Annotated in this window: 16 protein-coding genes; 7 read left to right on the top strand and 9 right to left on the bottom strand. The window is 69.8% G+C overall.

Going from position 1 to position 19,153, the window contains the following annotated elements; genetic code table 11:
- Nucleotide 1: 1 nt before the first annotated feature.
- The 4 genes from B0I28_RS15880 to B0I28_RS15865 all read right to left on the bottom strand — a co-directional run bounded on the left by B0I28_RS15880 (nucleotide 2) and on the right by B0I28_RS15865 (nucleotide 5,852).
- Nucleotides 2-1,864 (bottom strand): ABC transporter ATP-binding protein, encoded by a 1,863-nt coding sequence (locus B0I28_RS15880; RefSeq protein WP_106364837.1) that lies wholly within the window; start codon nucleotides 1,862-1,864, stop codon nucleotides 2-4.
- Nucleotides 1,861-3,579, bottom strand: coding sequence for an ABC transporter ATP-binding protein (locus B0I28_RS15875; RefSeq protein WP_106364836.1), 1,719 nt, complete (start codon nucleotides 3,577-3,579; stop codon nucleotides 1,861-1,863). The genes B0I28_RS15880 and B0I28_RS15875 overlap by 4 nt, the downstream gene beginning before the upstream one ends.
- Nucleotides 3,580-3,746: 167 nt before the next feature.
- Nucleotides 3,747-4,481 carry a tyrosine-protein phosphatase gene (locus B0I28_RS15870; protein ID WP_106364835.1) on the bottom strand — a complete coding sequence of 245 codons (735 nt, stop codon included), beginning with the start codon at nucleotides 4,479-4,481 and terminating at the stop codon, nucleotides 3,747-3,749.
- A gap of 153 nt (nucleotides 4,482-4,634) precedes the next feature.
- Entirely contained in the window at nucleotides 4,635-5,852 is a 1,218-nt protein-coding gene (locus B0I28_RS15865; protein WP_106364834.1) for a DUF349 domain-containing protein, read from the bottom strand.
- A 115-nt stretch (nucleotides 5,853-5,967) separates the two neighbouring features.
- Here B0I28_RS15865 and miaA point away from each other — a divergent pair, with 115 nt between their 5' ends.
- On the top strand, nucleotides 5,968-6,921 hold the full coding sequence (gene miaA / locus B0I28_RS15860; protein WP_342761226.1) for a tRNA (adenosine(37)-N6)-dimethylallyltransferase MiaA: 954 nt from the start codon (nucleotides 5,968-5,970) through the stop codon (nucleotides 6,919-6,921).
- On the opposite strand, the gene B0I28_RS15855 is transcribed toward miaA, so the two are convergent.
- From B0I28_RS15855 to nadA, 5 genes are all read right to left on the bottom strand, one after another.
- On the bottom strand, nucleotides 6,878-7,873 hold the full coding sequence (locus B0I28_RS15855; protein ID WP_106364832.1) for an aldo/keto reductase family protein: 996 nt from the start codon (nucleotides 7,871-7,873) through the stop codon (nucleotides 6,878-6,880). The two genes, miaA and B0I28_RS15855, sit on opposite strands and share 44 nt — an antisense overlap.
- Before the next feature lie 57 nt (nucleotides 7,874-7,930).
- The gene (locus B0I28_RS15850) at nucleotides 7,931-9,010 is read right to left on the bottom strand and encodes a WG repeat-containing protein (RefSeq protein WP_146148125.1); all 1,080 of its coding nucleotides are present in this window, start codon (nucleotides 9,008-9,010) and stop codon (nucleotides 7,931-7,933) included.
- A 130-nt stretch (nucleotides 9,011-9,140) separates the two neighbouring features.
- Nucleotides 9,141-9,791 (bottom strand): DUF3043 domain-containing protein, encoded by a 651-nt coding sequence (locus B0I28_RS15845; RefSeq protein WP_181245812.1) that lies wholly within the window; start codon nucleotides 9,789-9,791, stop codon nucleotides 9,141-9,143.
- Nucleotides 9,792-9,860: 69 nt separating this feature from the next.
- Complete coding sequence (murA, locus tag B0I28_RS15840; RefSeq protein WP_106365136.1) at nucleotides 9,861-11,186, bottom strand: UDP-N-acetylglucosamine 1-carboxyvinyltransferase; 1,326 nt, start codon at nucleotides 11,184-11,186, stop codon at nucleotides 9,861-9,863.
- Between the two features lie 300 nt (nucleotides 11,187-11,486).
- On the bottom strand, nucleotides 11,487-12,653 hold the full coding sequence (nadA, locus tag B0I28_RS15835) for a quinolinate synthase NadA (protein ID WP_106364829.1): 1,167 nt from the start codon (nucleotides 12,651-12,653) through the stop codon (nucleotides 11,487-11,489).
- A 108-nt stretch (nucleotides 12,654-12,761) separates the two neighbouring features.
- On the opposite strand from nadA, the gene B0I28_RS15830 reads away from it, so the two are divergent.
- From B0I28_RS15830 to B0I28_RS15805, 6 genes are all read left to right on the top strand, one after another.
- Nucleotides 12,762-13,865 carry a glycerate kinase family protein gene (locus B0I28_RS15830; RefSeq protein ID WP_219926798.1) on the top strand — a complete coding sequence of 368 codons (1,104 nt, stop codon included), beginning with the start codon at nucleotides 12,762-12,764 and terminating at the stop codon, nucleotides 13,863-13,865.
- A 147-nt stretch (nucleotides 13,866-14,012) separates the two neighbouring features.
- Nucleotides 14,013-14,393, top strand: coding sequence for an iron-sulfur cluster insertion protein ErpA (gene erpA, locus B0I28_RS15825; RefSeq protein WP_106364827.1), 381 nt, complete (start codon nucleotides 14,013-14,015; stop codon nucleotides 14,391-14,393).
- Between the two features lie 154 nt (nucleotides 14,394-14,547).
- Nucleotides 14,548-15,252, top strand: coding sequence for a carbohydrate kinase family protein (locus tag B0I28_RS26910; protein ID WP_146148124.1), 705 nt, complete (start codon nucleotides 14,548-14,550; stop codon nucleotides 15,250-15,252).
- Between the two features lie 214 nt (nucleotides 15,253-15,466).
- Nucleotides 15,467-17,131, top strand: a complete 1,665-nt coding sequence (locus B0I28_RS15815) for a peptide ABC transporter substrate-binding protein (protein ID WP_106364826.1) — start codon at nucleotides 15,467-15,469, stop codon at nucleotides 17,129-17,131.
- A gap of 110 nt (nucleotides 17,132-17,241) precedes the next feature.
- Nucleotides 17,242-18,240, top strand: a complete 999-nt coding sequence (locus B0I28_RS15810; RefSeq protein ID WP_219926797.1) for an ABC transporter permease — start codon at nucleotides 17,242-17,244, stop codon at nucleotides 18,238-18,240.
- Complete coding sequence (locus tag B0I28_RS15805) at nucleotides 18,233-19,153, top strand: ABC transporter permease (protein ID WP_106364824.1); 921 nt, start codon at nucleotides 18,233-18,235, stop codon at nucleotides 19,151-19,153. Before B0I28_RS15810 ends, B0I28_RS15805 begins: the two co-directional genes overlap by 8 nt.

Below are 19,153 nucleotides of genomic sequence, written 5' to 3'. Positions count from 1 at the left end.
CCTAGACCAGCGAGTCCTCCCACTGCCGGTGCAGCGTCGCGTACTCGCCGCCGCGGTCGATCAGCTCGTCGGGGCGGCCGTCCTCGATGATCCGGCCGTGCTCCAGGACCAGCACCCGGTCCGCGATCTCCACAGTGGAGAGGCGGTGGGCGATGATGATCGCCGTGCGGTCGGCCAGGATCGTGCGCAACGCCCGCTGCACCAGCCGCTCCGACGGGATGTCCAGCGACGACGTCGCCTCGTCCAGGATGAGCACCCGCGGGTCCGCCAGGAACGCCCGCGCGAACACCACCAGCTGCCGCTGCCCCGCCGACAGGCGCCCGCCGCGCTTGCGCACGTGCGTGTCGTACCCGTCGGGCAGCGCGTCGATGAACTCGTGCGCGCCGACGACCTTCGCCGCCTCCACGATCCGCTCCCGCGACGCCCCCGGCCTCCCCAGCTCGATGTTCTCCGCGATCGTGCCGTTGAACAGGAAGTTCTCCTGCGTGATCATGACGATGTTCCCGCGCAGGTCCGCCTCCGACAGGTCCCGCAGGTCCACGCCGTCGAGCGACACCGACCCCGAACCCGGGTCGTAGAACCGGCTCACCAGCTTCGCGATCGTCGTCTTCCCCGCGCCCGTCGCGCCCACCAGCGCCAGCGTCTGCCCTCCCGGCACGCGCAGGTCCAGCCCCGGCAGGACCACCTGGTCCTCCCGGTACCGGAACTCCACCGCGTCGAACCGCAGCTCGCCGCGCGGCGACGCGATCGCCTTCGGCTCCAACGGCTCCGGCACCTCCACCGGCTCGTCGAGCACGCCCGAGAGCTTCTCCAGCGCCGAGGTCGCCGACTGGAGCACGTTGTAGAACTGCACCAGCTCGTTCAGCGGGTCGAAGAACCGCTTCATGTACAGCAGGAACGCCGCCAGCACGCCGAGCTCGGTGTTCCCCTGCATGACCTGCCAGCCGCCGAACAGCAGCACCACCACCGTCGCCAGGTGCCCGATGCCGCGCATCCCGCCCGACATGAACGCGTTCTGCTGGTGCCCCTTCGCCTGCGCGAACTGGTTGTCGGTGTTCAGCCCCGCGAACAGCTCCCGGTCGCGCGGCTCGCGCCGGTACGCCTGCACCGCGCGCACCCCGCCCATCGACTCCACGAAGTACACGATCAAGAGCGCCACGGTCTCGCGCGCCTTGCGGTACGCCACCGCCGACACCTTGCTGAACCAGCGGCCCAGCAGCAGCATCAGCGGGAACGTCAGCAGCGACACCGCCGCCAGCATCGGGTCGATCACCAGCATCACGATCGTGATCGTCACGACGTTCAACGCCGCCAGCACCAGGTCGTCGACGCCGTTCTCCGTCATCTCCCGGATCGACTCCATGTCCGAGGACTGCCGGGCCGTCACGCGCCCCGACGTGAACCGCTCGTGGAACGACACCGACAGGTCCTGGAACTTGCGGAACACCCTGCTGCGCAGCGCGAACAGCATCGCGTTGCCGACCTTCGCCGACTGCGCGATGTACAGCCGCACGCACACGTACTTCAGGACCGACACGAGCGCGAACACGACCGCGATCCCGACGAGCATCGTGTAGTCGCCGCGCTCGGATATCGCCGGGATCGCGTTGTCGATCCCGAACATGACCAGCAGCGGCGTCGCCATGCTCGTGAAGTTCTGCACCACCAGGATCGCGCACAGGAACGCGATCCCCTTCTTGTGCGGGCGCATCATCCAGCCCAGCAGCGCCCGGCTCTTCTGCCGCAGCTCCTTGATCGACTCGGCGTCGTCCACTTCGGCGCTGGTGCGGTCCGCCTCCGCGGACTCCGCGCGCCCGCGCCACGCCGCGTGCTTGTCGGGCTTCTCGGTCTCGGTGACGGTCACGCCGCAACCTCCTCGGACTCGGCCGACAGCACGTCGACGTACTCGGGACTGGACGCCATCAGCTCGGAGTGCTTCCCGAACGCCGCGATCCGGCCCTCGTGGAGCAGCGCCACCTTGTCGGCCAGGGCCACGGTGGACGGCCGGTGGACCACGACCAGCGCGGTCGTGTCCCGCAGGACCTGCGCGAGCGCGCGCTCCACCAGCTCCTCGGTGTGCACGTCGAGCGCGGACAGCGGGTCGTCGAGGACGAGCACCGCGGGGCGCACGACGACGGCGCGGGCGAGCGCGAGGCGCTGGCGCTGGCCGCCGGACAGGGACAGGCCCTGCTCGCCGATGCGGGTGTCGAGGCCGTACGGCAGGTCGTAGACGAACTCGGCCTGGGCGACGCGCACGGCCTCTTCGAGGTCCGCTTCGCTGGCACCGGGGCGTCCGAGGGCGAGGTTCTCGCGGACGCTCATGGAGAACAGCGTCGCCTCCTCGAACGCGGTGGTCACGACCGAGCGGAGGTTCTCCAGCTTGAGGTCGCGGATGTCGGTGCCGTCCAGGAGGATCCGTCCGGCGGTGGGGTCGTTCAGGCGCGAGGGCAGGGACACGAGCGTGGTCTTGCCCGAGCCGGTCTTGCCCGCGATGGCGACGGTCTCGCCGGGCTTGACGCGCAGGTCGACGCCCGCGAGGATCTCGCGCGAGTCGTCCTCGAACGCGAACCGCACGTCCTCGAAGACGAGCTCGCCGCGGACCTCGCTGCGGTCGATCACCTTGGCGTTCGGGCGGTCCTTGATGGCCGGCTCGGTGTCGAACACGTCGTAGACGCGGTCGGCGGCGGTCATGGCCTCGTTGCCGTGGGCCATGACCCAGCCCGAGGCCTCGATCGGCCACAGGAGCGCGAGCTGGAGCATGATGAACGCGGTCAGGTCGCCCACGGACAGGGACCCGCCGGCGACCATGGTCGAGCCGAGCACGAGGACGCCGCCGACGCCGGCGGTGGCGATGGCGTCGTAGCCCGACCAGGACCGGGACGCGATCATGCTCTTGAAGATCGAGCGGGACCGCAGCTCCTCGGCCTCCTTCTCGAAGCGGGCGGCCATGAGCGGGCCGCGCCCGAGCGCCTTGATGGCGCGGATGCCGAGCGCCGACTCCTCTGCGGCGCTGGAGACCTCGCCGGACTGGTCCTGCTCGGACCTGGCCGCGGGGAGGTACTCGCGGAAGAACTTGCGGCCGATGAGGAGCAGCGGGACCGCGGTGGCGAGGACGATGAGGGCCAGGCGCCATTCGATGAACAGCAGCTGCCCCATGATGATGGCGATCATGCCGACCGAGGTGATCGCGAAGACCAGGCCGCCGGCGAAGAACCGCCGGACCATGCCGAGGTCGGAGGTGACGCGGGCGAGGAGCTGCCCGGTCTGCCACCGGTCGTGGAACCCGGTGTGGAGCACCTGGAGGTGCTCGTACAGGGCGCCGCGGATGTCGGCCTCGATGGCCATCGCGGTGGTGGTCTGGAAGTAGCGCCGCACCAGGTTGAGCAGCGCGTCGGCGGCGCCGAGGACGGCGATGACGCCCACGATCGCCCACAGCCCGGGGATGTCCCGGTGCGCGATCGGCCCGTCGATGGCACGGCCGACCAAGGGCGGGATCGCCAGGCCGGAGACGATGTTCAAGAGCACCATCGACCACAGCAGCGCGAGGCGGTACCGGTACGGATGCAGGTACTTCTTCATCCGCCACAGGTTCGTCAGCGCCGACTTCTGTTCGGGGGGATTGTCGGATTCTTCTGGAGTTTTCAACCGCTCTGAGCCCACTGTTCAAACCTACGAGCGGCCTGTGACATCGTGCAACCGATTTCCCACCTGCCGACCGGTAAGTGACGGCAGGTGGGGGCACGCCGTCACTCAAGTAGTTGCGCGCGAAGGGAATCCGACTGATCGAACTCGATCGCGGCGATGTAGTCGACCATCGACCCGTAGCGGGCCTTCATCTCCGCGAGCGTCTCCAGCATCGCCTCCGGGGGCGTGCGCAGGCCCGACTCGAACCCGGGCCTCCCCAGGTTCGCGTCCCGCCAGGCCCGCCACCGGTCGATCCCGAACTCGGTCAGCGCGTACTCGGCGGCGATGTCCTCCTCGCCGACGCCGAGCGCCGACAGCAGCGCCGCCGCGATCAGGCCGGTCCGGTCCTTGCCCGCCATGCAGTGGAACAGGACCGGCTCGCCCGAGGCGATCACGTCGAGGGAGTCCTTCACGCTCCGGTACCCGGATTCGAGCATCGCCGAGTAGCGTTGCCGCAGGAACGGCACCACGTCCGCGCCCTCGGGGTAGTCCTTGCCGATGTTCTCCCACTTGACGTGCAGCAGCTCGAAGTGGTGGAACTCGACGCCGCCGGTCTCGGGGAAGCGCCCGTACTCCTCCAGCTCCTCGCCCCGGCGCAGGTCGATCACGTGCCTGATCCCGAGCCGGTTCACGAGCAGGTCCACGTCGGCGTCGGTGACCATGCCGAGGTTGTCGGACCGGAACACCCGCCCGGTCCGCACCTTCCGGCCGTCGGCGGCGTCCCAGCCGCCCAGGTCGCGGAGGTTGAAGATCCGGTCGGCGTCGATGAACTGGCGGGGGAGCGGTTCGAGGGTCATTGCGGCTGCCTTCCTGTCCGGGGGTGACGCGGTCGGGGGCGGGGCAGAGCGAACGGCGCGGACCGTAGCGGTCCACGCCGTCGTAGCCCATATCCGATTATCCCGATCCGTCCGCGAACGCCAAACCGCCGTCCACCGGAGAGCCGGTTCCGTCTACTTGGAGCCCTCGGCCAATTGAAGGAACTGCTTCTTGCTCGCCAAGTCGGCCTCGGCCTTCTTGATCCGGCCCGCGTTCCCGTCGGCCTTCGCGCGGGCGAGCTTCTCCTCGGCCTCGGCGACCTGCTGGCGCATCTGGAGCAGCAGCGGGTTCTCCTCGACCGGGACCTTGCGCCACGCGGTGTCGAGCGCGTCGCGGAGCTTGTCCTCGACGTTGCGCAGGCGCCGCTGAAGCTTCGCCTGGTTCTTGCGCGGGACCGTGCCGATGTCGTGCCACCCGGCCTGGAGCTCGCGGAACGCGTTCTGCGCGGCCTTCGGGTCGGCCTCGATGTCGAGGGCCTCGGCCTGCTTGAGCAGCTCCTCCTTCGCGGCCTGGTTCGCCTCCAGCTCCGCGTCGCGGGCCGAGAACACCTCGGAGCGCGCGTTGAAGAAGACGTCCTGCGCCGCCCGGAACCGCTTCCAGGCCTTCTGCTCGGCGTCGGGGGCGAGCCGCCCGGCCTCTTTCCACTCGGCCATGAGGCCCTTGAGCGCGTCGGCGGTGGGCCCCCAGTCGGTGGAGGTCGACAGCGCCTCGGCCCGGGCGATGAGCTCTTCCTTCTTCGAGCCGATCACTTTGCGCTCGGCGTCGAGCTGCGAGAAGTAGGCCCCGCGGTGGCGCGTGAACGTGTCGCGCGCGGCCGAGAAGCGCCGCCACAGCTTCTGATCGGTCTTCCGGTCGACCCCGTGGATCGCCTTCCACTCCTCGATCATCTCGCTGAAGCGCTGCCCGGACGCCTTCCAGTGGCTGTCGCGCGACGCCAGGTCCTCCGCCTCGGCCACCAGGGCCTCCTTGGCGGCGACGGCCTCGGCGCGCTCGGTCTCCTTGGCGGCCTTGAACTCGCCGAGCTTGTCCTCCGCGTGCTTCGAGAGGCCGTCGAGGCGGGTCGCCAGGCCCTCGACGTCCCCGACCACCGCGGCCGTGTCCAGGCCCTCGCGGAGCTTGCGCAGCTGCGAGGCGGCCTGCTCGACGTCGGCGGACTCCGAGTTCAGGCGCGCGGCGATGAGATCGACCTCCACGACGAGGTCGGCGTACTTGCGCGCGAAGTGCGCGAGCCCCTCTTCCGTGGAGCCGGCCTGCCACGAGCCGACCGCGCGCTCGCCGGAGGAGGTCTTCACATAGACCGTGCCGTCGGCGTCGATGCGGCCGAAGCTGGTCCAGTCTCCGAGGTCACTCATCGCGGTAATCTCAAATCCTTCACACGAACTTAGGGACGTATTTCCCGTACCTTACGGTGGTCGGCGGGTCGCCGCCAGCCGGGTGGGGGCCGCGCGAACCGAGGGGGTCGTTCAGTTGAGGAGCGTAGTCGGCGGCAACCCAACCCTACAACCGCCGGTGATCGCCGTCGTAGGCCCCACCGCGGCCGGGAAGACGGCGCTGTCGATCGCGCTCGCCGAGGCCCTGGGCGGGGAGGTCGTCAACGCCGACTCGATGCAGCTGTACCGCGGCATGGACATCGGCACCGCGAAGATCACCGCGGCCGAGCGCCGCGGCGTCCCCCACCACGTGTTCGACGTCCTCGACGTCACCGAGGCGGCCGACGTCGCCGGATACCAGCGCCTCGCCCGCGAGGCGATCGCCGACATCCGCGCCCGCGGGAACCGGCCGATCCTCGTCGGCGGCTCCGGGCTCTACGTGCAGGCCGCGCTCGACGAGATGGACTTCCCCGGCACCGACCCCGCGATCCGCGCCCGCCTCGAAGCCGACCTGGAGCGCGACGGCTCCGCCGCGCTGTGGGAGCGCCTGAAGGCCCGCGACCCCGAGGCCGCGAAGGCGATCCTCCCCTCGAACGGGCGACGCGTCGTGCGCGCCCTCGAAGTCGTGGAGCTCACCGGCTCCTTCACCGCCTCGCTCCCCGAGCCGAAGGCCCACATCGAGGCCGTCCGCATCGGCGTCGACCTCGACACGCCCGTCCTCGACGAGCGCATCGAGCGGCGCGTCCGGCACATGTGGGACGCCGGGCTCCTCGACGAGGTCCGCGACCTCGAATCGAAGGGCCTGCGCGAGGGCCGCACCGCCTCACGCGCCCTCGGCTACCAGCAGGTCCTCGCCCACTTCGCGGGGGAGTACTCCGAGGAGGAGGCGTTCCGGCTCACCGTGCAGGGCACGCGCCGGTTCGTGCGCCGCCAGCGCTCCTGGTTCAAACGGGACGGCCGCATCGAATGGTTCGATGCGGCCGATCCCCAGCTGAATCAGAAGGCGGTCACGCGCGCGGGTTCGGCGCCGTCGTCTCCTTCGGGTCGGTGACCGACACCGGCGCGAACAGCTCGTTGATCCGGGCGTAGACGTCCTCGGGCAGCTTCACGCCGACGGCCTTGATGTTCTCCACGACCTGCTCGGGGCGGGTCGCGCCGATGATCGCCGCCGAGACGTTCGAGTTCTGGAGGACCCACGCGAGCGACAGCTGCGCGATGGTCAGGCCCAGGTCCTCGGCGATCGGGCCGAGCTGCTGCACGCGCTCCAGGACCTCGTCCTTGAGCCAGCCCTCGACGAACCGCCCGAACTTCGGGTCGGCGCCGCGCGAGCCCGCCGGGGCCGCCTGGCCCGGCTTGTACTTGCCCGAGAGCACGCCGCCCGCGAGCGGGGACCACACGATCTGGCCGATGCCCAGCTCCTCGGACGCCGGCACGACCTCCTCCTCGATGACCCGCCACAGCAGCGAGTACTGCGGCTGCGAGGACACGAGCTGGATCTTCAGCTCCTTGGCGAGCGCGGCCGCGGCGCGGATCTGCTCGGCGGTCCACTCGGACACGCCGATGTAGTGGGCCTTCCCGGAGTGGACCACGTCGGCGAACGCCTGCATGGTCTCTTCGAGCGGGGTCTCCACGTCCCAGCGGTGCGCCTGGTACAGCTCGACGCGGTCGGTCTGGAGACGGGTCAAGGAGTTGTTGATCGACTCCTTGATGTGCTTCGCCGAGAGGCCGCGGTCGTTCTTGCCCGGGCCCATCGGCCAGTAGACCTTGGTGAAGATCTCGATGCCGTCGCGGCGCTGGTCCTTGAGGGCCCGGCCGAGGACCTCTTCAGCGGCGCCCTGCGCGTACACGTCGGCGGTGTCGAAGGTGGTGATCCCGGCGTCGAGGGCGGCGTTCACGCACGCGACGGCGGCGTCCTCCTCCACCTGCCCGCCGTGGGTGATCCAGTTGCCGTAGACCAGTTCGGAGATGACGAGGCCGGAGCGGCCGAGATGACGGAATTCCATGGGTACAGAGCCTACCTGCCGAGCGGCTAGCGGCGAAAGCAACCGTCATCACACGGGCTACAGGGGCCCGTCGTCGATCGAGACGGCCGCGTCGAGGTGCCGCAGCGACTCGCCGCGGTCGCCGCGCACGGGCAGGAGCTCGTTGCCGTCGAATCCGAGGGCGCCCCACGAGTACCCGTCGGTGACGAGGAACCCCGCGGGGTGGACCTCGACGCGCTGGTAGCGCGGGGGGACGACGACGCGGCCGGTCTTGTGGACGGCGATGACGCGCCCGCGCTGCCCGGCGACGGCGACGCCGTTGACGAACCCGGTGACGGTGCGCCCGTCGGCGGTGGGGGTCTCCATGGACCCGTAGAGCATCGGCACGACGACGGTGCCGTTGCGGTCGATGGCGCCCCAGTCGGCCTGGCAGACGGCGGCGACGCCGCCGCGGAAGTCCCCGGCCTGGCTGAACGCGGCCTGCACGACCGGCCGCCCGTCGTGCCCGAGGTACCCGAAGCGGCCGGTCTGCGGGTCCTGGAACCGCTCGGGCGCGGGGTACCCGGCGCGCTCGGCCCAGCCGCGCGGCGGGGCGCCGAACCCGTACTTCGCGGCGTGCTCCTCGATGAGGCTGAGGGCGGTCTCGACGATCTGCATGACGAACCCGTGCGGGTTCTGCTCGGAGGCGCGCTGCACGTGGATGAGCGATTCGGTGATGCGGCCCTGCGCGATGCACGAGAGCCCGGCGTAGGCGCGGACGGCCCCGGTGAGGGTCCGCGGCAGCTCCCCGGCCTCGGCGAGCGCGAACAGCTGGTCGGCCTCCTCGTAGCGGCCCCGCACGCGCAGGATCTGGGCGAGGCGGGCGCGGGCGGGGGCCAGGAGCAGGTCGGCGCCGACGGCCTCGGCGTACTTGACGGCCGCGGCGGCGTCGACCTCGGCGCCGTCGAAGTCGCCGAGGACGCGGAGGATGACGGCCCGCACCCCGAGCAGCCGCGACTGGTCGGCCTCGGCGGCGTGGCGGGCGAGCCGGAGCGTCGCCTCTTCGCGGATCTGCTGGAGGGCGACGGTGTCGGCGATGGCGTGGCGCATGGTGGCGCGATCGAGTGGGCCGAGGGCGCGGAACAGCCCCGCCCGCAAGTCCGCCGCGACATCAACCACGTTGACTACTTTCCGGGGTCAGAGAGGGCTACGTCAGTATCGAGGGTAAGCCATCGGGACCGGGGAGGGACAGTCGAGCGACCCCGGGCGCGATCGCCGTGCAGCGGCGGGGCCGGGCGGCCCCGCCTCGTCATTTGACGATCTTGCCGAGGTCGTCCTCGGTGGCCTTGTAGCTCATGCGGGCGCGCGGGTTGCGCATCGAGCGCGGCATGATGCCCCGCTGGATCGCGTACCAGTACAGGCCGCCCATGCGCTGCGTGGTCTTCGGGAATCGCCTGAGGACGATGCGCTTGACGCGGCGGGTGAGGAGCACCGACTCGATCACGATCGCGGCGGTGAGGACCAGCAGCGCGATGAACAGGTAGCTCTGGAGCTGGACCGAGCCGGTGGACAGGATGAGGATCGCGAACGCCGCGAACATGTAGTACTGCCCGATCGACCAGCGCGAGTCCACGATGTCGCGCACGAGCAGCCGTTCGGCGCCGCGGTCGCGCGGGAGGTGGTACTTGTCGAAGAGCGGGTCGCCCTTCCACTGGCCCTCGGCGATGCGGGCGCGCTCGGCCCTGACGTCCTCGCGCGCCTGCTTCTTCTGCTCCTTGGTGAGCGGGCCGGCCTTCTTGGCGGCCTCCCGCTTCTCCTTGTTCGTGAGCGGCGGGTTCACCGGCGGCCGGGCCTTCGACTGGTTGGGCCGCTTGGGCGTGGCCTTCCCCTTCTTGTCCGTGGCCGAAACCGGCTTCGGTTCCTCGGTTTCCGGTGCTGCCTGGACGGACTTCTTGGCCACGGACGATCGGCCTTCCTCAACTCGCTGCGGGCGGTGCTCCTGCAAGCATACCTACGTCCCGGACTTCGCCTATTTCGTGACAGGTCGCTCGATCTTCGCGCCGAGGCCGAGGAGCTTCTCCTCGAAGTTCTCGTAGCCGCGGGTGATGTACCGGTCCACGCCGTAGACGCGGGAGGTGCCCTCGGCGGCCATGGCCGCGATGAGGTGGCTGAAGCCCGCGCGCAGGTCGGGGATCTGGAGGTCGGCGGCGTGCAGCTTCGAGGGCCCGGCGATGACGGCCGAGTGCAGGAAGTTGCGGCGGCCCCACCGGCACGGCGTGCCGCCGAGGCAGTCGGAGTACAGCTCGATGTTCGCGCCCATCCGGCGCAGCTCCGAGGTGTAGCCGAAGCGGTTCTCGTACACGGTCTCGTGCATGATCGACAGGCCGTCGGCCTGGGTGAGCGCGACCACGATCGGCTGCTGCCAGTCGGTCATGAGCCCGGGGTGGACGTCGGTCTCCAGCGCGACCGGCTTGAGCGGGGTGCCGGGGTGCCAGAAGCGGATGCCGCCCTCGACGGGGTCGTCGTCGACCTCGTACGCGCCGCCGATGGAGCGGAACACGTTGAGGAACGTCATCATGTCGGCCTGCTGCGCGCCGCGCACGAACACGCTGCCCTCGGTGGCGAGCGCCGCGGACGCCCACGAGGCGGCCTCGATGCGGTCGGGGAGCGCGCGGTGCCGGTAGCCCTTGAGCTCGTCGACGCCGACGATCTCGATGACCCGGTTGGTGTGGACCTTGATGATCGCGCCCATCTTCTGGAGGACGCAGATGAGGTCGATGATCTCCGGCTCGATCGCGGCGTTCCGCAGCTCCGTGGTGCCCTTCGCCATGACGGCGGTGAGCAGGACCTGCTCGGTGGCGCCGACGCTGGGGAACTCCAGCTCGTAGCGGATGCCGTGGAGCCCGTTCGGGGCCGACAGGTGCGTGCCGGAGGCGTCCTTCTCGACGACCGCGCCGAACTGGCGGAGCGCGTCGAGGTGGAAGTCGATGGGGCGGCCGCCGATGTTGCAGCCGCCGAGGTCGGGGATGAACGCGCGGCCGAGGCGGTGCAGCAGCGGCCCGCACAGGAGGATCGGGATGCGGCTGGTCCCGGCGTGGACGTTGATCTCCTCGACGCCCGCGGACTCGACCGAGGTCGGGTCCATGTACAGCGTGTCCCCGTCGAGCTCGACGTCGACGCCGTGGACGCGAAGCAGGCCGGTGACGACCTCGACGTCGCGGATCGCGGGCACCGAGCGCAGGACCGAGGGCGACGTCCCCAGCAGGGCGGCGACCATGGCCTTGGAGACGAGGTTCTTCGCCCCGCGGACGGTCACCTCCCCTTCCAGGGGGGTGCCGCCGTGGATGATCAGCATGTCCTCGGAAAGCGGGGTGGCGTCGGTGCTGCTCAACAGATCTCCTCGGATGGAAGGGAGTACTGGTTACGGAAGCCGGGAAGCGTCAATGCGACAGTTCGTTCCGCGGAGACGTCTCGTTCACCGGGAATCGACTTGGCGGACCAACGATAACGGAATAGCCACATGGAAAACGCCCAGGTAGCCGTATAACCCTCGGTGATCATGCGCACCCGCGGCTCCGTGGAATACACGTTCGGGGGACCCGGAACCGTTCACCTCGCGGACGTCTTTGTGGCGAACGACTCCGGGTCCGCGCCGCTACGGCAGTGCGAGCATCCGGTCGAGCGCCTCGCGCGCGTACGACGCGGTCCGCTCGTCGACGGTGATCACGTTCGGCACGCGCCCGGCCACGAGCTCTTCGAGCGCCCACACCAGGTGCGGCAGATCGATCCGGTTCATCGTCGAGCAGTAGCAGACCGTCTTGTCCAGGAACGAGATCTTCTTGTCCGGGAAGCGGTTCGCCAAGCGCCGCACCAGGTTCAACTCGGTGCCGATGGCCCACGAAGAGCCCGGCTCGGCCGCTTCGAGCTGCTTGATGATGTACTCGGTCGACCCCACGTAGTCCGCGGCCTCGACGACCTCGTGCTTGCACTCGGGGTGGACCAGGATGTTCACCTCGGGGTCGACGCGGCGCATCTCCTCGACGCATTCGAGGGTGAACCGGCCGTGGACCGAGCAGTGGCCCTTCCACAGGATGATCTTCGCGTTCCGCAGCTCGTCGTCGGTGAGCCCGCCGTTCGGCTTGTGCGGGTTGTAGAGCACGCAGTCGTCGAGCGAGTAGCCCATGTCGCGGACCATCGTGTTGCGGCCCAGGTGCTGGTCGGGCAGGAACAGGACCTTCTCGCCGTGCTCGTAGGCCCAGCGCAGGGCCCGCTCGGCGTTCGAGGAGGTGCAGACCAGGCCGCCCTCGCGGCCCACGAAGCCCTTGATCGCGGCCGTGGAGTTCATGTAGGTGACCGGGACGGTGACGTCGGCGATCCCGACGCGCTGGAGGTCCTCCCAGCACTGCTCGACCTGGGAGGCGGTCGCCATGTCGGCCATGGAGCAGCCCGCGGCCATGTCGGGGAGGACGACCCGCTGGTGGTCGCCGGTGAGGATGTCGGCGCTCTCGGCCATGAAGTGCACGCCGCAGAACACGATGTACTCGGCGTCGGGCCGCGCGGCGGCCTGCTGCGCGAGCTTGAAGGAGTCGCCGGTGACGTCGGCGAACTGGATCACCTCGTCGCGCTGGTAGTGGTGGCCCAGGACGAACACGTTGCCGCCCAAGGCCTCCTTCGCGGCCTTCGCGCGCGCGACCAGGTCGGGGTCGGAGGGCGCGGGCAGCTCGCCGGGGCAGTCGACGCCGCGCTCGGACCCGGCGTCGGAGCCGCGGCCGAGGAGCAGGAGCGCGGTCTGGGTGTTCGCAGGTTCAGTGAAGCCCGTCATGGCCGCAATCGTAGTCGCTTCCGAGGCTGCTTCGGCCTCCTCGAATCCGCGATGTGGATTCCGGAAAGCGGTTACCGCATCGTCCGCGGCATCCACTACCCTCTAGGTGTGCGCATCCTCATAGCCCCCGACAAGTTCGCCGGAACCATGAGCGCCGGCGAGGCCGCCGACGCCGTCGCCGCAGGCTGGCTGCGCGCCCGCCCCGGCGACACCGCCGAGACGCTGCCGCTCGCCGACGGCGGGCCCGGGTTCGTCGAGGTCCTCGCCCGCGCCAAGCCCGGCGCACAGCTGCGGACCGTCGACGTCTACGACCCGCTCGGACGCCCCACGCAGGCCGACTACCTCCTCGACGGCGACACCGCCTACATCGAGTCCGCCGCCGCCTGCGGCCTCCACCTCCTCGGCCCCGGCGAGCGCGACCCGCTCGGCGCCACCACCTACGGCGTCGGCCTGCTCGTCTCCCACGCCGTCGAGCACGGCGCCCGCCGCGTCGTCGTCGGCCTCGGCGGCTCCTCCACCACCGACGCCGGAGCCGGGATGCTCACCGCCCTCGGCTGCACCTTCCGCGACGCCACCGGCCGCCCGATCGCCTACGGCGGCATGGGACTCCCCGAGACCGCGTCCGTCGACTGGCAGCCGCGCACCCGCGGCGCCGAGTTCATCGCCGCCACCGACGTCGACTCGCCGCTCCTCGGCCCCCACGGCGCCGCGCACGTCTTCGGCCCCCAGAAGGGCGCCGACCCGCAGCAGGTCGCCTTCCTCGAACAGGCCGTCGCCCACTTCGCGCAGGCCGCCGAACCCGCGACCGGGTACGTCGGCGCCGCGAACCTCCCCGGCGCCGGAGCCGCCGGGGGCCTCGGGTTCGCCCTGTTCCTCCTCGGCGGCACCCGCGCCTCCGGGGCCCGCCTCACCTGCGACGCCGTCGGCCTCGACGCCAAGATCGCCGCCGCCGACCTCGTCATCACCGGCGAGGGCTCCTTCGACTCCCAGAGCCTGCGCGGCAAGCTCGCCGCCGAGGTCGCCTCCGGCGCCGCCGCCCACGGCAGGCCCTGCCTCGTCATGGCCGGGCGCTCCGACGTCGACGCCCACCCCGACCTCGCCGGGGTGCATTCCGTCACCGAACTGCTCGGCAGCGCGAAGGAGGCCATGGCCAGACCGGTCGAGGGGCTCACCGCGCTCGCCGAGAAGGTGGCGAAGGAATGGCGGGAATAGGTACCGTCGGACATCAGCCGTTATGGCGAGTCATTCCACTCCCCGAGTGATCTCGGGAATAGGAACACTTCCGATGCGGTTGGGTACTGTTGACGGGTCGAATCGACCCGGTCGACCCGGGTCTCGCACACATCAGAGGAGTAGCAAGTGAGCGCCACTCAGCAGGCTGACACCGAGCAGTCCACCGAAGCCAAGGACGCCAAGGTCGGCGTCGTGCTCACGGATGCCGCGGCCGCCAAGGTCAAAGCCCTGATCGAGCAGGAAGGCGAAGAGGGCCTGCGCCTGCGCGTCGAGGTCAGCCCCGGCGGCTGCTCGGGCCTGCGCTACGGCCTGTACTTCGACACCGACGTGCGCGACGGCGACATCGTCCAGGACTACGAGGGCTTCGGCGTCATCGTCGACAAGATGAGCATCCCGTACCTCATCGGCGCGAACATCGACTTCGCCGACCGCATCGACGCCCAGGGCTTCACCATCGACAACCCGAACGCCCAGGGCTCCTGCGCCTGCGGCGACTCGTTCCACTAGGCCCCCGGCCAGACTCGCGCAGCCCGGTCGGACGCTTTCGCCGACCGGGCTTCGCCGTGCGCTAGGCTGAGCGCCCCCCGCCGGACGCATCGCTTTCGTCCCGCGAATTCCTTTTCCGATCTTCCAGTCCCCGACTGATGCGAGGACCATCTCAGTGGCACTTGTCGTGCAAGGCATGAAGACCGCCGTCACCGGCACCACCGCCGAAGCCGTCGGCACCGGCCTCGCCCGCCTCGGGCAGTCCCCGGTCGTCCTCGGCGGCGACGAGCTCGACCTCATCGAGGTCATGGAGCGCGGCGGGTCCCTCGGGCTCATCCACATCGGCCCGGCCGAGCCCAAGGCCATGCACGCCTACGCCGACCAGGCCCGCGACCTCGGCCTGGAGTTCAGCGCCGACCCCGGCGACCTGGAAGGCGAGGAGGCCGTCGAGTTCCTCACCGGCGCCAAGTTCCTCGTCACCAGCGAGCACCGCTACCACCTGCTCCAGGCCACGACCGGCCTCGCCGACGACGAGATCCTGGAGCGCGTCCGCGTCCGCGTGACCACGCTCGACCAGGACGGCGTCGAGATCGCCGGGCACGACATGGACCGCGTGCGCGTCCCCTTCGCCCGCGCCCGCGAGATCATCGACCCCGCCGGAGGCGTCGAGGCGTTCACCGCCGGGCTCCTCGCCGGGCTCGGCTGGGGCATGAGCCTGCGCCGCGCCTCCGAGGTCGGCAGCCAGCTCACCGCGCTGGCGCTCGAATCGGTCGGCCCGCAGGGCTACTCGGTCAATCCCGTGGACTTCGTGAACCGCCTGGAGCAGTCCTACGGACCCGCCGCGGCGGCCGAGGCGTCCGCATACCTGTTGCCGGATTGAACTCAAGGGTCGTATTGTCCCGCAACGACAACTCCGCTCCCGCAAAGCGGGATATAGGCGGGCAGACCGTCAGAGGTCTGCACGTGCAAGGTCTCTGCTTACCGTCCGACAGGTAACGATTTCACAACGCACTCTTTTATTCTGTTGTGTTGTGCGACATCGTGTGAGTTATCCCACGACCCACTCACACCCTGGAGCGTTCCCAGTGCGACGAATGCGAATGACGGTGGCCGCGCTTGCGGCCGCCGGGCTCGCGGTAACCACCGCTGCCTGTAGCGGCGATGAAAGCGATGTCGACGGCGAGGGCGGCGGCAGCGGCGGCACCGTCAACATGCAGATCGGCGAGATCCGCAGCCTCGTCCCAGGCGGCTCCGGCGAGTCCGAGGGCTACCGGATCATGAAGAACGTCTACGACGGCCTGGTCTACTACGACCGCGAGACCGGCGAGCCGGAGAACCTGGTGGCCGAGGACATCTCCTCGGAGGACAACACGGTCTGGACGATCAAGATCAAGGACGGCCTGACCTTCCAGAACGGCGAGCCGGTGAACGCCGACGCCTTCATCCGCTCCTGGGACCGGACCGCCCTCGCGTCCAACTCCCTGCCGCTCAACTACTTCTTCGCGACCTTCGAGGGCTACGCGGAGATGAACCCCGACCCGCTGCCCGAGGACCAGTGGGCCGACCCGGAGGTCCCCGAGTGGGCCCCGATCGACGTCACCCACCTCTCCGGCGTGACCGCCGTCGACGACCTCACCATCGAGGTCAAGCTCTCCGCCCCGTTCATCGGCTTCCCGACGATGCTCGGCTACGAGGCGTTCTACCCGGTCGCCGAGGAGTGCCTGGCCGACCTCGAAGCCTGCGAGGCCAAGCCGATCGGCAACGGCCCCTTCATGTTCGAGGAGCCCTATGACATCGAGAGCGGCGGCACCGCCGTCCGCTGGGAGGACTACGCGGGCGACATGCCGGCGCACATCGACGCCGTCAACTGGAAGGTCTACCTCGAAGGCGACGACTGCTGGGCGGACTTCCTGACCGGCGACATCGACGTCTGCCGCCCGACCGCGGCCGACTACGAGAACGCGATGAACGACCCCGACCTGGAGTCGCGCCACATCCAGCAGGACGACCCGTCGATCCTCATGCTCGCGTTCCCGCTCTACGACCCGCAGTACCAGGACGTCAACGTGCGCCGCGCCATCTCGATGGCGATCGACCGCGAGGGCGTCGCGAACGTCGTCGGTCCCGAGCGCTTCTACGCGCTCGACCAGTGGGTGCCCGAATCGATCCTCGGCGGCGGCACGCACTCCTGCGGCGAGTACTGCACCTACGACCCCGAGGCCGCGGCCGCGCTCCTGGAGGAGGCCGGCGGTTGGCCCGAGGGCGAGAAGATGCAGATCTGGGTCAACGACGCGGCCGACAACGTGGACATCTTCCGCGCCATCGGCGACTCGATCTCCCAGTCGCTGGGCATCGAGTACGAGCTCGTCACGCTCGACTTCCCCGAGTTCCTCGCCACCCGCGAGGAGCACGGCGTCGACGGCCCGTTCCGCTCCGGCTGGAGCCCGGACTACAACCTGAACGAGAACTACCTGGAGCCGATCTACGGCGGCGGCGCCTCGGTCAACGACCAGGGCTACGAGAACGCCGAGTACGACGCGAAGATCGCCGAGGCCGGCTCCGCCGCGACCCTCGACGAGGCCGTCGCGCTCTACGCCGAGGCCGAGGCCATCCTCGCCAACGACATGCCGAGCGTCCCGGTGTTCGGCGAGCGGTTCAACTACTTCTACACCGAGCGGCTCGAGAACGTGTACGTCCACCCGATCTACAGCGGACCGGGCGGCGACTGCGAGCTGCGCGAAGTCACGATCGCCGAGTAGCGCCCGACAACTGAAGACCGCCCGGGCGGAGCCGCCGCGGCCGCGAGAGCGCGCCGCGGCGGCCCCCGCCCGGCGGATTCTGGAACTGGAAAGAACCAATGGGACGCTATGTGATCCGCCGACTCCTCCAGGCCCTGCTCACCCTGGGGATCGTGCTCTTCCTCCTCCACTACCTGACCGCGCTGTCGGTCCAGATCAGGGGCAATCCGGCACTGCTGTTCTTCGGCGGCGACCGCACCCCCGACCCGGGCATGCTCGCCCAGGTCGAACGCCTCTACGGCCTCGACAACAAGTGCTACGAGCGCACGGGCGACCCGTGCCTGGCCCCGTTCGTCGACCGCCTCCAGAACTTCGTGCAGGGCGACTTCGGCACCACCCTCAACGGCAACCGGGACGTCGGCCAGCTCCTGGCGATCTACATCCCGAACACGCTGCGGCTGTTCATCTTCGCGACGATCACGCTGGTGGCCGTCTCGATGGTGCTCGGCACCTGGGCCGCCCGCCACCGCGGCAAGTTCATCGACCACACCGTGCGCGGCACCACGATCCTCGCCGACTCGATCCCGGTCTTCCTCATCCTGCTGTCCTACGTGTACATCGTGGCGGTGCCGCTCACCCGGTGGGCCAGGGACATCTGGGGAACCGAGTCGTTCATGGGCCAGGTGTTCAGACCGAACTACAACCCCGACTACCCGTGGACGACGATCATCATCCCGGGCATCATCGTCGGCACCGTCGGCCTCGCCTCCATGACGCGCCTGATCCGCGCCAGCCAGCTGGAGAACCTCGGCTCGGACTTCGTGAGAACCGCGAAGGCCAAGGGCCTCAAGCCGCTGCGCATCACGATCGTCCACGTCATCCGCAACTCGATGATCCCGATCATCACCGGCATCGGGTTCCTGTTCGCGTTCATGCTCTCCGGCGCCGTCCTCACCGAGGGCGTCATGGGCATCCCCGGGATGGGCCGCATGATCTTCCAGGCGGTGCAGCGCCAGGAGGGCAACCTCGTCATCGTCGGCCTCACGGTCTCGGCGGTGGTCGTGGTGTTCGTGAGCCTGATCGTCGACCTGCTCTACGCCGTACTCGACCCGAGGATCCGCTATGAGTGAGCTGACCGCCCCGACGCCGACCGCCGAGCGGCAGGCGTCCCTCTGGTCGGACGCCTTCCGGACCATGCGCAAGCGCCCCGACGTCATCATCGCGAGCCTCGTGCTGCTGTTCGTGTTCGCGATGGCCGCGTTCCCCTCCCTGTTCACCGACCAGGACCCCACGGTGTGCTTCGGCCGCGACGCCAAGCAGCGGCCCGGGACCTGGTTCACCGGCGAGCATCCACTGGGGACCGACGCGTTCGGCTGCGACTTCGCCGCGACGCTCGTCCACGGCACCCGGCCCACCATCGCGCTGGCGCTGAGCGTCATCGTCGCGTCGGTCGTGGTGGGGCTGATCCTGGGCATCCTGGCGGGCTACTACGGCGGCTGGCTCGACACGCTCATCTCCCGCGCGCTCGACGTGTTCATCGTGATCCCGATGCTCATGGGCGCGGTCCTGATCCTGAGCCTGTTCCGCGGTCGCGTCTCCACCGACACGCTGGCCGAGACGATCGCCGTGCCGTTCCTCGCCCTCTCGCTGTTCGGGTGGATGGAGTTCTGCCGGTACACGCGCGCGGCCACGCTGGAGACGAAGAATCTCGACTACGTGGTCGCCGCGAAGTGCCTGGGCGCCTCGGACCGCCGGATCATGTTCAAGCACATCCTGCCGAACGCGATCGTCCCGGTCACGGCCGTCGTCCCCACCACCATCGGCGGCATCATCGTCACCGAGGCGGCGCTGGCGGTGCTCGGCATCGGCGTGCAGCCGCCCGCGACCAGCTGGGGCGTGCTGCTGTCCAAGGGCACCGAGTGGGCCGGCGGCGGGTACGTCTACCTCTTCGCGTGGCCGCTGGGCCTGCTCATCCTGACCGTGTTCGCGTTCGCGACCTTCGGGGACGCCCTGCGCGACGCCCTCGACCCGAAACTGAGGTGA

Origin of the sequence: Glycomyces artemisiae, assembly GCF_003002955.1 — a bacterium.
GTDB classification, from domain to species: Bacteria; Actinomycetota; Actinomycetes; order Mycobacteriales; family Micromonosporaceae; genus Glycomyces; species Glycomyces artemisiae.
Note: the sequence above shows the minus strand (reverse complement) of the source record. Positions and strands in the feature narration are given on the sequence as shown.

Coding starts and splice junctions, on each gene's coding strand:
- B0I28_RS15875 (WP_106364836.1), bottom strand. CDS start 3,579: ATGAAGAAGTACCTGCATCCGTACCGGTACCGCCTCGCGCTGCTGTGG.
- B0I28_RS15870 (WP_106364835.1), bottom strand. CDS start 4,481: ATGACCCTCGAACCGCTCCCCCGCCAGTTCATCGACGCCGACCGGATC.
- B0I28_RS15865 (WP_106364834.1), bottom strand. CDS start 5,852: ATGAGTGACCTCGGAGACTGGACCAGCTTCGGCCGCATCGACGCCGAC.
- B0I28_RS15855 (WP_106364832.1), bottom strand. CDS start 7,873: ATGGAATTCCGTCATCTCGGCCGCTCCGGCCTCGTCATCTCCGAACTG.
- murA (WP_106365136.1), bottom strand. CDS start 11,186: ATGCTGATCATCCACGGCGGCACCCCCCTGGAAGGGGAGGTGACCGTC.
- nadA (WP_106364829.1), bottom strand. CDS start 12,653: ATGACGGGCTTCACTGAACCTGCGAACACCCAGACCGCGCTCCTGCTC.
- B0I28_RS15815 (WP_106364826.1), top strand. CDS start 15,467: ATGCGAATGACGGTGGCCGCGCTTGCGGCCGCCGGGCTCGCGGTAACC.
- B0I28_RS15805 (WP_106364824.1), top strand. CDS start 18,233: ATGAGTGAGCTGACCGCCCCGACGCCGACCGCCGAGCGGCAGGCGTCC.